The organism is Amycolatopsis roodepoortensis (genome assembly GCF_014873915.1).
Classification (GTDB): Bacteria; Actinomycetota; Actinomycetes; order Mycobacteriales; family Pseudonocardiaceae; genus Amycolatopsis; species Amycolatopsis roodepoortensis.
The window spans coordinates 1,542,875-1,558,735 of sequence record NZ_JADBEJ010000001.1 but is presented as its reverse complement, the minus strand read 5'-3'; the positions used below and the strand labels follow the sequence as shown (position 1 = coordinate 1,558,735).

Annotated in this window: 12 protein-coding genes; 5 read left to right on the top strand and 7 right to left on the bottom strand. The window is 70.9% G+C overall.

Features of this window, described 5'->3' with window-relative positions:
• Nucleotides 1-7 precede the first annotated feature (7 nt).
• Nucleotides 8-574: a helix-turn-helix domain-containing protein gene (locus H4W30_RS07095; protein ID WP_192742035.1), complete on the top strand. Its 567-nt coding sequence runs from the start codon at nt 8-10 to the stop codon at nt 572-574.
• On the opposite strand, the gene H4W30_RS07090 is transcribed toward H4W30_RS07095, so the two are convergent.
• Nucleotides 575-1,951: an APC family permease gene (locus tag H4W30_RS07090; RefSeq protein WP_192742034.1), complete on the bottom strand. Its 1,377-nt coding sequence runs from the start codon at nt 1,949-1,951 to the stop codon at nt 575-577.
• 142 nt (nt 1,952-2,093) lie between these two features.
• Here H4W30_RS07090 and H4W30_RS07085 point away from each other — a divergent pair, with 142 nt between their 5' ends.
• Together H4W30_RS07085 and H4W30_RS07080 are read left to right on the top strand one after the other, a co-directional pair.
• Nucleotides 2,094-2,741 (top strand): TetR/AcrR family transcriptional regulator, encoded by a 648-nt coding sequence (locus H4W30_RS07085; protein WP_192742033.1) that lies wholly within the window; start codon nt 2,094-2,096, stop codon nt 2,739-2,741.
• 136 nt (nt 2,742-2,877) lie between these two features.
• Nucleotides 2,878-3,942 (top strand): DmpA family aminopeptidase, encoded by a 1,065-nt coding sequence (locus tag H4W30_RS07080; protein WP_192742032.1) that lies wholly within the window; start codon nt 2,878-2,880, stop codon nt 3,940-3,942.
• Nucleotides 3,943-3,955: 13 nt separating this feature from the next.
• Here H4W30_RS07080 and H4W30_RS07075 read toward each other — a convergent pair whose 3' ends face one another.
• From H4W30_RS07075 to H4W30_RS07055, 5 genes are read right to left on the bottom strand one after another with little or no spacing between them, the layout of a single operon-like run.
• A complete protein-coding gene (locus tag H4W30_RS07075; RefSeq protein ID WP_192742031.1) occupies nt 3,956-5,194 on the bottom strand; it encodes an ATP-grasp domain-containing protein in 1,239 nt (412 codons plus the stop codon).
• A gap of 3 nt (nt 5,195-5,197) precedes the next feature.
• Entirely contained in the window at nt 5,198-6,208 is a 1,011-nt protein-coding gene (locus H4W30_RS07070; protein WP_192742030.1) for an alpha/beta hydrolase, read from the bottom strand.
• A complete protein-coding gene (locus H4W30_RS07065) occupies nt 6,205-6,954 on the bottom strand; it encodes a thioesterase II family protein (RefSeq protein WP_192742029.1) in 750 nt (249 codons plus the stop codon). The genes H4W30_RS07070 and H4W30_RS07065 overlap by 4 nt, the downstream gene beginning before the upstream one ends.
• Complete coding sequence (locus H4W30_RS07060) at nt 6,951-8,903, bottom strand: non-ribosomal peptide synthetase (RefSeq protein ID WP_192742028.1); 1,953 nt, start codon at nt 8,901-8,903, stop codon at nt 6,951-6,953. Before H4W30_RS07060 ends, H4W30_RS07065 begins: the two co-directional genes overlap by 4 nt.
• Nucleotides 8,881-11,877, bottom strand: a complete 2,997-nt coding sequence (locus H4W30_RS07055) for a type I polyketide synthase (protein WP_192742027.1) — start codon at nt 11,875-11,877, stop codon at nt 8,881-8,883. The genes H4W30_RS07060 and H4W30_RS07055 overlap by 23 nt, the downstream gene beginning before the upstream one ends.
• Nucleotides 11,878-12,027: 150 nt before the next feature.
• Between H4W30_RS07055 and H4W30_RS07050 the strand changes: the two genes are divergently transcribed.
• A complete protein-coding gene (locus H4W30_RS07050; RefSeq protein WP_192742026.1) occupies nt 12,028-13,197 on the top strand; it encodes a cytochrome P450 in 1,170 nt (389 codons plus the stop codon).
• A gap of 22 nt (nt 13,198-13,219) precedes the next feature.
• Nucleotides 13,220-14,425, top strand: coding sequence for an ATP-grasp domain-containing protein (locus H4W30_RS07045; RefSeq protein WP_192742025.1), 1,206 nt, complete (start codon nt 13,220-13,222; stop codon nt 14,423-14,425).
• A 15-nt stretch (nt 14,426-14,440) separates the two neighbouring features.
• On the opposite strand, the gene H4W30_RS07040 is transcribed toward H4W30_RS07045, so the two are convergent.
• On the bottom strand, nt 14,441-15,673 hold the full coding sequence (locus H4W30_RS07040) for an MFS transporter (protein WP_192742024.1): 1,233 nt from the start codon (nt 15,671-15,673) through the stop codon (nt 14,441-14,443).
• Between the last annotated feature and the right edge of the window lie 188 nt (nt 15,674-15,861).

Sequence of the window (15,861 nt, the reverse complement as noted above, 5' to 3'; positions counted from 1 at the left end):
CGAACGCATGTCCCCGACCGCGTCCGACGGCGCACCTCTGGACGTCATCGCCATGTCCTTGCGCCGGGAACGGGCCCGCACCGGGCTGTCCCTCACCGAGGTCGCCAAACGCGCCGGCATCGCGAAGTCCACGCTCTCGCAGCTGGAGTCCGGGACCGGGAACCCGAGCGTCGAGACGATCTGGGCGTTGTGCGTCGCGCTCGACGTGCCGTTCTCCCGCGTGGTCGAACCCGAGCGTCCCCGTGTGCAGGTCATCCGCTCGGGCAGCGGCCCGACGGTGTTCGCCGAACACGCCGACTACGCGTGCACGCTGCTCAGTTCTTGCCCGCCCGGCGCCCGGCGGGACGTGTACCTGATCCGCGCCGAGCCCGGGAAACCGCGGCTCTCGGATCCGCATATGAGCGGCATCGTCGAGCACATCGTCCTCAGCGCGGGCCGCGCCAAGGTGGGGCCGCTGGACGAGCCGGTCGAACTGCTGCCCGGCGACTACATCTGCTATCCCGGCGACGTCCCGCACATCTTCGAGGCGCTCGAACCGGGCACGTTCGGCGTCGAGATCGCCGAGTACACCTGATCAAGCGGGCTCCTCGGCCTTCTCCTCGGTGACGTCGGCGAGCTTCCAGCCGCCCTTCCGCCGCAGCACCAGGACGTAGTACGCGATGGACAGCAGCGCGACGCAGGCCGTGACGATCAGGCTCGGCCGTCCCACCGCCGGGTCGAGCAGGTTCTGGTAGACGACGAACACCAGGACGGCCAGCGCCAGCACCGGCGCGACGGGAAACCACGGCATCCGGTACTTGGCGTGCGCGGTGGCACCGGTGCGCCTGCCGACGATCGCGCCGAGGCAGAGCGCCGCGTAGACCGCCACGATCGACGTGCTCGTCACCACCAGGAGCAGCTTCGGGTCGACGAAGCAGAGCAGCGCGGCGACCAGCCCGGTGCCGACGGTGGCCACCCACGGCGTCCCGAACTTCGGGTGCACCGCGGCCAGCGCCAGGTTGACCGGCCGGGGCCACGCGCGGTCGCGGCCGCTGCTGAACAGCATCCGCGAACTGATCAGCACGATCGCCAGCACGGCGTTGATGATCGCGAGCGCGACCGCCAGCCCGAGCACCGTGTCGAGGGTGCCGCCGCCGCGCGAGTCGATGAAGTAGGACAGCATGTTCCCCGAGGCGAACAACGCGTTCAGATCGGGCGCGCCGAGCAGGACCGCGGTCACCGGGATCAGCTCGGCGAGCACCGTGATGCCGAGGGCCATCAGGATCGCGCGGGCGATGCCGCGCGAGGCGTCCTGCGTCTCCTCGCCGAAGTACACCGCCGAGCCGTAGCCGTTGTAGGCGAAGATCGCGACCGAGGTGGCGATCGCGATGGCGCCGACCGTGGCCGGGCCGCCGTCCGAGGCGACCGGATGAGCCAGCATCTCAGTGAACGAGCGCGCCGGGTTCAGCAGTCCGAGCGCGCTGACCACGATCAGCGCCACGATCTCGATCGCCAGGAAGATACCGGTGACCCAGGCGTTGAGCTTGATGTCGAAAATGCCGACGACGGCCGCGACCACACAGGTCACGGCGGCGATCACCGAGCCGGGCACGCCGGGCAGGAGCACGCCGAGGTAGGTACCGACGCCGAGCGCGATCACCGCGACGATGAGCACCTGCGTGATGATCATCAGGCCGAGTACGGCGAACCCGGGCAAGCGGCCGAGAGTGCGGGTGACGATCGCGTACTCGCCGCCCGCCAGCGGGAACGCCGACGCCAGTTCGGCGTAGACGAAGGCCATGAACACCCCGACCACCGCGGCCGCCACGAAGCTGTAGAAGGCGCCCGTCCCGGCACCGGAGATCACCCCCGGCGCGATGATGAAGACCGACGAGGCGGGGCTGATCGCGGAGAGCGTGATGAGCAGCGTGCCGAGGGTGCGCAGACCGCGGCGCAGGGCTGGAGTGGACACGGCCGACCTCCTACAAGGTGGGTTCCTTGAATCTCCTTCGAAAAACCGTTGAGCACGCATCAAAGGCCTTCGGCCGTGTGACGTCAAGGGTTGATCGCGCGCAGCGCTTGCGTTTTTCGAACAAGATTCGAAGAATGAGGGCATGGCAAGACCCAGCAAGGCGGCGGAGCGACGGACCGAACTGATCGAGGTGGCCAGACAGGCCGTCCTCGAACGCGGCGTGCTGAACCTGCGGCTGAGGGACGTCGCCGAGGGGGCGGGCCTGTCGCCGGGCTCGGTCCTGTACTACTTCCCCACCCTCACCGACCTGCTCCAGGAGGTGCAGCGCGAGGCGGTGGCGCGGTTCTGCTCGGCGCGTGAGCAGGCCGCGGGCGCGAAGACGAAGCCGTCCGACCGGTTGCTGGCGATGATCCGGAGCGGCCTGCCCACCGGTCCCGACGACGAACTCTGCGTGCTGCTCTACGAACTGGGCACGATCGCCCGCCGCGATCCCGTGTACGCGGCCCGGCACATCACGCTTTACGAGCAGCAGGTCCGGATCTACACGGGAATCCTCGAAGCGGGCGCCGCCACCGGCGAGTTCACACTGACCGCGGACGCGGTGTCGATCGCACGGAACCTCGTCGCGCTGGAGGACGGTTACGGCCTGCACCTCACGCAGGCCGTGCCGACGCTGGAAACCGCCACCGCCGAAGCGATGTTGCTCTCCTACGCCCGCACAGCCACCTCGAACCCCTTGGCGCCTGTCGGCGGAGCCGAAGATGCACCCGAGAAGGGACCGAACGCGTGAGCCCGCCCCGGCCGAAGGCCTCGCTATCGCGGTGGCAGGGCGCCCTCAGCACTCTGGCGACCTGGATGACCATGCAGAGCCCTGCCGACGTCGATCGCGGACGCGGGTTCACCTACGAACACTTGGAGGACCGTCCATGACCCGCGCCCGCGACCTGGGTGTCCCGCTGCCCGGCCGGACCGGCGAGCACAACGCGCTCACCGACGTCCCCGGCGTCGAGATCGGTTTCACGACCCTCGTCGAAGGCGAGTCGGTGCGCACCGGCGTCACCGCCGTCCTGCCGCGCGGACGCGAGGACTTCGCCGTACCGTGCGCGGCCGGGACGTACGCCCTCAACGGCAACGGAGAGATGACCGGCACCGCGTGGCTGGCCGAGACCGGCTCGCTGACCCTGCCGGTGCTGATCACCTCCACGCACGCCGTCGGCGCGTGCCACCGCGGCACGATCGACTGGGTGGTGCGCGAACGGCCCGACGTGGCCGCCGAATGGCTGCTGCCGGTGGTCGCCGAGACCTGGGACGGCTACCTGAACGACAGCACCGCGCCGACCATCCACAGTGGACACGCCATCGCCGCGATCGACGCCGCGCGTACGGGTCCGGTCGACGAGGGTTCCGTCGGCGGCGGTACCGGGATGACCTGTTACGGCTTCAAGGGCGGCACCGGCACGGCCTCCCGCGTCGTGTCCTACGGGGACGACGAGTACACCGTGGGAGCGTTGGTACAGGCCAACTTCGGCTCCCGTCGCGAGCTCACCGTCGCGGGCGAACACGTCGGAGCCGAACTCGGCGCCGACAATCCGATGGAGGAGGCCTGGACGGCGCCGGCGGGCGCGGGATCTGTGATCGTGATCGTCGGCACCGACGCTCCCCTGCTGCCCGGCCAGTGCACGTCGCTCGCCCGCCGTGTCCCGCTCGGCCTCGCCCGCACGGGCACCGCGGGTTCGCACTTCTCCGGCGACCTCTTCCTCGCCTTCAGCACGGCGAACCCGGGCGCGCTCACCAGCCGGTTCCCGCGGACGGATGAGGCCGAGTACGAAAGCATGCGCTTCATCCCGTGGGGCAGGCTCGACCCGTTCTTCGAGGCCGTGGTGCAGGCGACCGAAGAGGCGGTGCTCAACGCCCTGTTCGCGAACGAGGAGATGACCGGTCACCGCGGCCACCGGGTCCCCGCACTCCCGACGTCACGTTGGCGCGTCTAGAAGCGGGCCTGTATCAGTCTCCATCGACGGTGAACCGCACCGCACCGGCCAGCCTCCGCGCGAGGTCGCGGGCGGCTTCCGGGGTGTCCGCACCGACCACCACGACGCCTGCCCGGTCGCCGGACTGGTGCACCGGGCCGATCCGGTCTCCGGGACGGACGGTCAGTTCGGCGTGCAGCACGGCCGGATGATCCCGCACCCGCTCCCAGCCCTCGATCCGGACCAGGCGCCCGGGCCGCGCGGTGAGAAAGCGGGCCGCTCCCGCGCGGGTGGGCGCCGGGCACCCGGTGGACGGGCGGCCGAGCAGATCGTCGAAGATCAGGCCGAACAGCTCCAGACCGGGAATGGCGTGCGCGAGCAGCCGGTGCAACCAGTCCCCGCCGGGCCGGACGTGCACTTCGCCGAGCACGACTTCCCCTGCGCACAGCCACAATTCGACGTGGAAGACGCCGAAACACAGGCCGAGCGCGGTAAGTGCGGCGGTGACCTGCCGTTCGATCTCCCGAGCGCGTTCCTCCGGCAGGTCCGCGGGAAGCAGATGCCCGCTCTCGACGAAATGCGGTGGTGGCAGCTTTTCCTTCTCGGTCACCGCGAGCACACGCGGCCGCCCGCCGAGGAAAACCCCTTCCACACTGAATTCGGGACCGGACACGAATTCCTCGACGAGGAACAGTTCGCGATCGGGTAGTGCCTCGATCGCGGCGGGAAGGTCGGCGGGCGCGGACACCTTCCGCACGCCGATGCTGGCCATGCCGTCTCGGGGCTTGACCACCCACGGGCCGGTGGAGGCGGCGAGGAATTCGGCCGCCTGGCCGACGCCGTCGCACAGCCGCACCGACGGCTGGCGGAACCCGGCCGCGGCGAGCGCCTCCCGGCAGGTGTCCTTGTTGCGGACGCGGGAAACGGCGTCCGGCGAGTTCCCCACCGCACCGAAGACCCGCGCGCATTCGGCGACCGCGGCGAGCACGGTGTCCCGCAGGCCCAGCACCAGCTCGAACCGGTCGCCCGCCGCCGACCGCTCACGCGCCCATCGCGCGCAGGCCACCGGGTCATCGGGATCCACCACGGACACCTCGTCGGCGAGCGCGGTGACCTCCTTGGTCTCGGCCAGCAGTTCGGCACGGCTGAGGATGTGGGTGCGGATTCCGCGGGCCCGTGCCTGGTTCAGGGCGTCGGAGACGATGTCCCGGCTCGAGGAGATGGGGCCCGCACCGCCGACGAACAACAGGCGAGGCTCGGCTGACACGCTCATGATCTACCGTGCCAGCAGACGGCGCAGCCAGTCGAGTCGCGCACGCTGGGCGGTTTTCGAGACGACGGCGTCCGGCACCCATTCGTCGAAACTGTGGAACGCACCAGACCAGACGTGCAGTTCGGCCTCGCCACCCGCCTGCCAGATCCGGCTCGCGTACCGCACCGCTTCGTCACGCAGGGCCTCCACCGAACCGACGTCGATGAACGCGGGGGGCAGGCCCGCCAGGTCGTCCGCCCTCGCCGGTGCGGTGTAAGGGGAAACGTCGTCGGTGCCCCGGCGCTCGCCCAGCAGCGCCGTCCAGCCCGCGAGGTCGGAGAGCCGGTCCCACAGGCCGATGCCCTCCATCTGGAACGAGGATGGCGTGTCGCACCGGTCATCGAGCATCGGGCATTGCAGCATCTGTCCCAGCAGCGCGGGCCCGCCCCGGTCTCGGGCGAGCAGGCTGACCCCGGCCGCGAGGCAACCACCCGCGCTGTTGCCGCTGATGACGATCCTGGCCGGGTCGAATCCGTGCTCGCCGGCGGCCGCGGCCACCCACTCCAGCACGGCGTAGCAGTCCTCCAGCGGTGCGGGGTCCGGGTTTTCCGGTGCCAGCCGGTAATCCACCGCGACCACGGCGAGCTGGAGTTCCTGGGCGCGGTCGAGCTCGCCGGCGAGTTCGACGGTCCGGTTGTTGCCCGCGACCATGCCGCCGCCGTGCGTGTTGTAGAGCACCGGATGCGGTCCGGGGCTCCCGGTCGGCAGGCACACGAGCACGGGGACCTCCGGTGCGTCCGGTGGCCCCGGCACCCGCAGCTCCCGGAGTTCGAACGCGCCACCGCGCCGGATGTCCTCGTCCGACAGGCTCCCCGCCTCGGTCCGCGCCCGGCGGTCGGCGAAGAGTTCCGGTGTCAGCGGCCCGCCCAGATCCGCGAGGATGTCCCGCAGCGGTGCGGCCAGCTCGTGGTCGAGCGGGGGTGGTGGGCCGACACGCGTGTCTTCGGAACCGGGGTGGGCTTTCGTGCCGGTCATTCCGCTCCTGCCGGGTTCGACGCCGGGTCCAGGTAGCGCTGGAGCAGGGCGTATGGCGGTCTCGGGGTCAGATAGAAGTGGTCGCCCGGTACGACGTGCTCGTCCAGGGTCGACGCGGTCAGCTCGCGCCACGGCCTGCGATCGGCGTCGACGTCCTCATCGCCGACGATCGTCGTGACCGGGCACCGCAGGATCGGCTTCAGTGGATTGGCGTAGGCGTGGAACATCGCGCCATCGCCGATGATGTAGGGCAGCACCAGCTCCTGGAAGTACGGGTCCGCGGCCAGTTCGGCGTCGGTGCCGCCGAGCTCGATCAGCCGCTGGGCGACCAACTCCGGCGCTGGGTCCTCGTACTCGTCGGCGCCGGGCAGCGGGGCGTCCCGCGACCCGGAGGCGAACAGGCGCGCCGGGCCGCGGCCGAGTTCTTCCAGCCGCCGGGCGGTTTCCAGCGCGACCACCGCGCCGAGGCTGTGCCCGAACAAGGAGACGGGCCGGTCGTCGCCGAGCGCCGCCACCGCGTCGGCGATGTCCCTGCCGAGCCGGATCAGATCCGTCGGCGGCTCCTCGGCGATCCGCTCCGCGCGCCCCGGGTAGCACACCGCGAACACCTCGACGTCGTGCAGGTTCTCGCCCCAGTCACGGAAGAACGACGCCGAACCGCCGGCATGGGGGAAGCAGACGAGCCTCGCTTTCGCCAGCGGCCGTTCGACCGTGCGGTGCAGCCAAAGCGTGGCGGCCCCGGTCATCGGGCCGGTCCCTCGGTCGCGCGCTGCCTTCTGGCCCGCAGGACACGGGCGCGCCGGGCCGCGGCCTGACGCTGCTCGGCCGACGCGCCCTGCGCTCCCTTGCCGCCCCCGCTGATCAGCTCGGCCTGCGCGGAGACGGTGGTGTGCCGGAACAACGTCACGACCGACGGCCGGGTGCCGGTGTGCTGTTCCAGAGCGTTCTGCAATTGGAACAGGGTCAGTGAATGGCCGCCGAGGTCGAAGAAGTTGACGTCGGCGGGCACGTCCGGAAGCTGGAGGACCTCGGCCCAAGCCGCCGCCACCCTGGCGGGCATCCCCTCGGTCGTCCGGTGGCCGTCGCCTGCCGGGCCGGGCCGCCGCAGGACCTCGTCCGCCGCCTCGCGTAGCCCGACGCGGTCGAGTTTGCCGGTCACGGTGACCGGCAAGGTGTCGACCAGCTCGAACCGGCTGGGCAGGGCGGCGGGGCCCAGCCGTTCGGCCAGGTGTGCGCGCATCGAGTCCGCACTCGCCCCGGGAGACGCGACCACGAACGCCACCAGCCGGGTCAGTCCGGAGTCCGGTGACACCGCGCCCGCCCGCACACCCGGCGCGCCGAGCAGGGCCGTCTCGACCGCGCCGAGTTCCACCCGGTGCCCGCGGATCTTGACCTGGTGGTCGCTCCGGCCGAGAAAGTCCAGGGTGCCGTCGTCGTTCCAGCGAGCCCGGTCACCGGTGCGGTACATCCGCGCGCCTTCCACGCCGGCGAAGGGGTCGCCGGTGAACGCGCGGGTGGTCGCTTCGGGACGCCCGAGGTAGCCGAGAGCGACGCCCGTCCCGCCGATGTACAGCTCACCGGCCACGCCTCTCGGCTGTGGAACTCCTTCTTCGTCGAGCACGTAAAGGCGGGCGCCCGGCACCGGAACGCCGATGGAGACCGGGTCCGGACGGTCGAACCTGCGATAGCTCGCCCAGACGGTGGCCTCGGTCGGACCGTACTCGTTGACCAGCGCGACAGCGCGGCCGTGCCAAGCGAAATGCCGCTGTACCAACGGTTCCGGCAACGCCTCCCCCGCGACGATCACGGTGTCGACGGTCGACAGGCGGTTCGCTCCGGCACGTTCGGCCGCGTCCAGCAGCACGCCGTAGAGGGAGGGCACGCACAGGAACCTGGTCACCCGGTGCGTGTCGATGAGGTCGACCAGCCGCGCCGGGTCACTGACCTCGTCGGGGCCGGCCACGACCAAGGTGCCGCCCGCGGTCAAGGTGCCCCACAACCCCGCCACCGACGAATCGAAGGCCAGCGGGGAGACCAGCAAGAACACGGAATGCCCGGGATAGACGGAGCGGCGGGCGGCCGTCGAAGCGGCGAGAGCGCCGTGGTCGACCAGAACGCCTTTCGGCTCACCGGTGCTGCCCGAGGTGTAGATGACGTAGGCGGGGTCGCCGATCCCGGCCACGGGAAGGGTCGCGTCCGGTGCCGGGCCGTCGTGTTCGGCGGGCACCAGCCGCACGTCGAGCCCGTCGAGGCGGTAAGCCGACTCGGCGGAGACCACGGCGACCTCGGCCCCTGAGTCTTCCAGCACCGCGGCAACGCGGCGGCGGGGCTGGGCGAGGTCCACCGGGACATAGGCGGCGCCCGCCCGAAGCACACCGAGCACCGCGGCGATCATCGCCGCGGACGGCGGCACCAGCACGGCGACCCGGCTGCCCGGACCCGCTCCCGCCGCGAGCACCCGAGCCGCGACCCGCCCGGCCCACTCGTCGAGTTCGGCGTAACCGAGCGCTTCCCGGCCGGACCGGACGGCGACGGCATCCGGCGTGCGCCGCGCGAAGTCCGCGACCAGTTCGTGCACGGGCCGGGGCTCGTAGTCCGGTGGCGGGGCGTGGCCAAGGGCCAGCACGTCGGCTTCCGGGCTGTCGGTCCGGTGCCCGGTTTCGCGCAGGCGGTCACTCTGTCGCAACGAGAACATCACAACTCCTCCGGCGATGGTCGGATGCGGTGTTCGGGCCGGGGGCCACGGCAGGGCCACCGGGTGGTTCGGCCGGTTCCGCCCGCCGCAGGCTTTCGGTCAGGACGGCGATCTGACGGCTGAGGGTGCGGCCCGCGAGCATCGCCCGCAAGGGCACCCGCACCCCCAGTCTCTGGTGGACGCGCCGGGCGAGATGCGTGATCAGCAGCGAATCACCGCCCAGCTCGAAGAAGTCCGACTCCGCGCCGACCTCCGGCGTACCGAGCAGCTCCTGCCACAGCGCGGTCAGCAGTTCCGCCGGGCCCGGCGGAGCGTCGACCGGGGTCTCCGGCGCCGTTTCTTCGGCGGTGACGGGCTTTCTCCCCAGCTCGGGTGCCATCCACCGCGGTCCTCCGAACGGGTAACCGGGCAGGTGGATCCGACGTCCGTCCGCGCACACGGACGTGATCGCGAGCGGCTGACCGCGCACCCACAACTCCCCGAGCGCGCCGAGCACTTCACGTCCGGGGGCCGGCGTCCGCTGTGCCGACAACGGGACGGTGGCCAGCCCCACCGCCTCGGCCAGCCCGGACAACGCCCGCCCCGGCCCGACTTCGACCAGCAGGGCGCCGGGAAACCGCCGCGCGATCGCCGCGAGCCCGTCGCCGAACCGCACCGGGTGGCGGGCCTGCTCGACATAATCGCGCGGGCCGATCACCGCACCCGGGTCCAGCAGCTCGCCGGTGCGGTTCGAGACGAGCGGCAGCCGTGGGCTGCCGAGCTTCACCCCCGCCAATTCCCTTGCCAGCGCGGGCAAAGCGGGCTCGATCAGCTTGGTGTGGAAGGCATGGGAGGTGTGCAGGGCCTTCGCGTGCACGCGATCGCCGAGGAAACGCCGGAAGGCGGCCACCTCGTCCGAAGCGCCGGCCAGCACACAGCTGTCCGGCCCGTTGGCCGACGCGAGCTCCACGTCCGCGCCCGCCTCGACCGCCAGCGCCATCGCCGATTCCCCGTCACAGCCGAGCGCGAGCATCGTCCCCTGTGGACACTGGTGCATGGCGAGCCCGCGGGCGGCCACGAACCGGGCGGCGCTGCGAAGGTCGAGAATCCCGGCGAAGCAGGCGGCGGTGATCTCGCCGAGGCTGTGCCCGGCGAGCGCGACCGGCTCGACACCCAGCTCGCTCAACGCCACCGCGGCCGCGTACTCCACCGCGAACAGCGCGGGCTGGGCGAGATCGGTCGCGGCCAGTTCGGTCGCTGGAAACCCCGGATCGGACAGCGCCGCACGCACTCGCTCCGCGAGCGGCGGCGCGAACGCGTCGAGGCACCGTTCCAGCACCTCCCCGAATCCGGGCAGCGCGTCGGCGAAGGCGGCCGCCATCCCCGGCCGCTGAGTGCCCTGGCCGGGGAACAGGAACACCACCGGTGCGCCGCCTTCGGCCGGGCGCTCGGCCCGCACGACCCCGGATCCACTGGTGAGGCGTTCCGCGAGTTCCAGCGGATCGCGGCCGGCCACGGCCAGCCGGTGGGCGAGTTCGGCCCGGCCCGCGGCGAGGGTGAACGAGACGTCTCCGGCAGGCGGCCGCTCGGCGGACAGGAACGTGGCAAGCCGCTCGGCAGATCGGGTGAGCGCCCCCGCGTCCGCGGCGGACAGCACCACCAGCCGGTCGACGTCGACGGCGGCACCGTCCGCGGCGAGCACGGGTGCCTGTTCGAGGACGACATGGGCGTTCGTGCCACCGATACCGAACGAACTCACCCCCGCCCGGCGAGGCTCGGGGCCGGACCATTTCTCACACTTGGTCGGGACGTACAGCGGCGAATCCGCCGGTTCGAGCAGCGGGTTCAACCGGGTGAAGCCCGCCACCGGCGGCACGAGCCCGTCCCGCAGCACCAGCATCGTCTTGATGAGCGAGGCGAGACCGGAGGCGGAGTCCAGGTGCCCGATGTTGGCCTTGAGCGCACCGACGGCCACCTGCCCCGGCGCCGCGCCCATCCCGGAAAGCGCGGCCGACGCCGCCGACCACTCGATGGGGTCGCCGACCCGGGTTCCGGTGGCGTGGGCCTCGAGGTAACCGAGGGACTCCGCCTCGACGTCGGCGGCCGCGAGCGCGGCGCGGATCACCGCTTCCTGCCCGGTGGCCGAAGGGGCGTAGTAGCCGACCTTCGCCATCCCGTCGTTGTTGACCGCCGAGCCGAGGATGACGCCGTGCGGCTGCGGACCGTCGTCGAGTACGTCCGACAGGCGGCGCAGGACCACCGCCGCCACACCGGATCCCGCGACGACGCCATCGGCGTTCTCGTCGAAGGGGCGGCAGTCGCCGGATGCCGACTGGATGCCGCCGGGGACGTGCAAATGCCCGCCCTGGGGGAAGTCGATGCCCGCGGCCACGACGACGGCCTGGTCGCAGTCGCCGTTCAGCAGCGCCTGCCCGGCGAGGTGCAGCCCGACCAACGACGACGAACAGGCGGTCTGCACCCCGACCGCGAGCCCGGTGAGCCCGAGCTTGTAGGACACCAGGCTGGCGATGAAATCCGGGTCGGTGCCGTGGATGGCCTGATCGAGGGTCTGCGGGTCCAGCGGTCCGTTGGCCAGCATGGTGCGCAGGTAGCCGCTGCCACTGCCGCTGGCGAACACGGCGGTCACCCGGTCGCCGCCGGGACGGCAGGCAGCGGCGTCCTCCATCGCCTCCCACGCGACCTCGAGCATCAGGCGGTGCTGGGGATCCATCAGTTCGGCGTCGCGGGCACCCACCCGTAACAACGTGTTGTCGAAGCGGTCCGCGTCGGCCAGCCTGCCGCGGACGGGGACGTAGTCGGGGTCATCCGCGAGATCCGCGGGCACCCCGGCCTCGGACAGCTCGTCGCGGGTCAGCCGGGTGGTCAGCGTCCGGCCGTCGAGCAGCGCCGCCCACCACGCGGCCAGGTCGGCGGCGCCGGGCACGCGGATCGCCATTCCGGTGACGGCAAGGTCCAAGGACCGGTCGCGCTCCATTCCCCACCCCTTCGGTTCCCGCCTCCGGGCCCTTCACGCACGGATACATGGCAACAGATTGCCATTCGTGCCAAGCAATGGCAACCTTGTTGGCAGAAGTTGGCAACCCGCTGAGCGGGCAAGCCACCCGCCCTGTCCGAGGAGCCAGCCATGACCGATCCCGCCCGGCTCACCGATCCCGCACTGCACGCGGACGGCGATCCCCACGCGGTGTGGCACTGGATGCGCGGGCACTCGCCGGTGCACCGGCACGAAGCGACCGACCTTCCCGCGTTCTGGTCGCTGACGAGATACGAGGACGTGCGTGCCGCCTATCGCGATCCGAAGGTGTTCAGCTCCGCACGCGGGGTGCTGTTGCGCCCGTCGAAGCTCGGCGAGGATCCCGGTGCCGGAATGACGCTGGCGCTGACCGATCCGCCACGGCACAAGGATCTCCGTGCCGTGGTCGCCGGCCGGTTCACCACCCGCGCGGTCCGGGGGCTGGAGGAGTACATGCGCACGGCCGTGCGCACGATCCTCGCCGAAGCGATCGAGCGGGAGCGGTTCGACTTCGTCCACGACGTCGTCGGACGGCTTTCCATGTACACGATCGGGCACATCATGGGCGTGCCCGACGAGGATCACGAACAGCTCTACCAGTGGACCAACGAGGCGTTCGAAGCGGGAGTTTCCCTTGCCGCACACCAGGAACTCATGCGGTACTTCATCGATCTGATGTACGCCAGGATGGCCGACCCCGCCGACGACGTGGTGAGCCTGCTGGCCGGGGACACCGTTCAAGGAGAACTGCTCCCCGAGGAGGAGATCCTCCTCAACTGCGAGAATCTGGTCGGTGCCACGGAAAACGGACGGCTGGCGCTGGCGGGCGGGATAGAGGCCTTCCTCGAACACCCCGGCGAATGGGAGCGGCTGCGAGCCGATCGCGATCTGCTGGCCCCGGCGATCGAGGAGATCCTGCGCTGGACATCCAGCGCGGTCCACAGCATGCGTTCGGTGACGGAGCCGGTGGTGATCGGCGGGCAGCGGATCGAAGCGGGCGACTGGGTCGTGCTGTGGGTCCCCTCGGCCAACCGCGACGAAGAGGTGTTCCCGGAGGCCGGCCGCTTCGACATCGGGCGGGCCCCGAACCGCCATCTCGCGCTCGGCGGGGGCGAGCATTTCTGCCTCGGCAGCGTCCTGGCCAGGGCACAGGCCCGGCTCCTGCTCACCGAACTCCTCGACACACCACACCGAATCGAACAAGACGGGCCCGCGGCCAGGGTGCGCTCGATCGCCGTCAGCGGACCCGAAACCCTGCCCGTACGGCTGGCATCCGTCTGACCGGGCGGAGGAAGGACACTTGATGGCGAAGGGGAATGTCCTGCTCATCGGCTGGCGTCCGGAAGCGGTGCGGGCCCTGCACGCGCTCGGCGCCGAGGTCACCTGCGTACTCGCCGCGGGTGAAGATCGCGACCGGGAGGGCGTACTCGACGACGCGCACGTCGTGCCGGTGCGGGACCCGGCCGACACCGAATCCACCCTGGCCGGGCTGCAACGTCGCGGGATCTCGGTGGACGCCTTCGATGTGGTGTGCAGCCAATACGAGTTCACCCTCGTCAACGCCTCCGTGGTCGGCGGGCCACGGGCGCCGCACTCCGCGGCGGACGCGTTGTTGATGCGCGACAAGGATCTCCAGAAGCGAAGCATCCGGGCGGCAGGCATTCCCGTCGCGGAGTCGGCACTCGTGGTCCAGCCTGGGGATCTGGCGGCGTTCGACCACTCGCGCGGGGCGCTCAAGCCGCTGGCCGACTCCGGCACGCGGGGCGTGCGAGCTTGGCGCACCCCGGCGGCCCGCCTCGAACTGGCGCGCGAGCTGGACGTCGCGGCCGGGCCGTGGCTCGCCGAGGAATGGATCGACGGACCCGAACTGCATGTGGACGGGATCGTGCGCGACGGCCGCGTGCTGTTCGTCTCCGTCGGCCGCTACCTGGACAACGTGCTGGCGATCCGCGAGGGCGGCATCGTCGCGACCGTGGTGCAGCATCCGCTGGCGTGCGACAAACTCTACGATCGTTGCCGGGCACTGGCCGATCGCTGCATGGCCGCGTTGCGGCACCGCGACGGGGTGTTCCATCTGGAGGTCTTCGAAAACGACGACCGGCTGGTGTTCGGCGAATGCGGTGGCCGGATCCCCGGCGGGTCGTTCGACGAGATGATCCGCCTCCAGCACGGGGTGGACCTGCACGACGAGTGGGCGAGAGCGGTGCTGGAACTGGGCTCCGCCGTGGCGCCCGACGTCGCGGACGGCTGGTTCGGAGACGTCTTCCTCGCCACCGGGCCGGGCACGCTGCGCTCTTGTCCCGGCGAGCGGGAAATCCTCGCGCGGCCCGGTGTCCGCCATGTCGCGCTGCGGTCACGCCCCGGTGACACGCTGGCCGACTCGTCCACCGCGTCCAACATCCACGCCGGAACGGCCGTGGTCGAGGGGACCGACGAACACGACACCGCGGACCGGATCCGGCGGCTCGCCTCGTGGTTCTCCAGCGAGATCGTGCTCACTCCAGGCTGATCGCGCGGTCCGGACTCAGGCCCGGCGACGGGCGGAAACGACCAGCAGAACGCCGATGCCCGCCAAGGTCGGCCAAGCGAGCAAATGCCAGTAGAGCCAGGCTTCCCCGCGAAGCCGCAACCACAGGTAAAGGCCGCCGCCCGCCAGCGAACCGAGCGCCTCGCCGACGGTCCAGCAGACCTGCCGCAGGTTGAACGACTCCAGGCTTGACTCGATCGGCAGCCCGGCGAACGCCGTGCTCACCATCGGGGTGAACAGCATCTCCGCCAAGGAGAACATCGCCGCCGCGAGAACCGCGCCGGCCACCAGCGGCAGTCCCGCCCCCAGGAACAGCATCGCCACACCGAACACCATGGTCCCCGCACCGAGCACGGTGAACGGTTTGACCCCCGCCTCGAGCAGCCGGGTGACCACCTTGGTCACGGCGGCCTGCAGCAGCACGATCAGTATCGCGGGAGCGGCGAGCAGACCCGCGCGCAAAGCCACCGAGCTGACCGAGTCGGCGACGAAGAGCGCGAAGGCGGAGAAGAACTGGGCGTAGACGAACGCGCCCACCACGCACACCACCAGCACCCGCACGATTTCCGCGCTGCGAAGGGCTCTCCCGAGGACGGCCCGGCTGACCGGCCACCGGCCGCTGGTGGACGGCGGATATTCCCGGGACGGCATGGCGAAGCACAGTGACGCGGCGCCGCCGACGTAGCACAGGGAAACGAAGGCGAGCAGCAACCGCGGGTCGACGGCGAACGTCACGCTCGCGACCAGCGGTCCCACCGCGGCCGCGGCGTTCACCGCGATCTGCAGCAGGGAGTAGATCCGGTTGCGGCCGATGTCGTCTCGCACCAGTTCGGCGACGAACACCCTCGACAGGACAAAGTGGACACTCACGCCGAGCCCGGCGAGCACGAGCAGCCCGCACAGCACCCAGCCCGCACGGACATAGGGAAGCAGCCCGAACGCCACGGCCGACAACAGCGCGCTGCCCGCCATGCCGTGCCGATAGCTCAGCCGGGGCAGCCACCGATTGAGTAGCAAGGCGGAAAGGCCGGCCGACGCCGTGTAGCAGAAGAGTCCCACACCGACCAGTGCCGCGTTCGACGCCGATCCCCGCGATGCCAGCATCACCCCCAGCACCGGGAAAAGGCTGAACAGACCGAGCGCGACCAGCAGCTGATCCACCGCCAGTACCACGCGCACCCGGCGGCCGCCCGGCGAAACCGTGCTTTCTCCGACCTCGGCACCCAGCATGGCAAAAATATTGCCAGCCTATGCCTGGATTAGCAAACGGTTTGCGCTTGCCCCGCCACGTCGAGTTCGGCCATGCCATCGCTGCACTTACCGTCCAACCACCAGAAATTGCCAAGTTTGGCAACTTCTGGCAGCATGGCTCCGAACCTCCGGTCTGCCCTCCCTCGACGTCTGTCCGAGCAACCAGA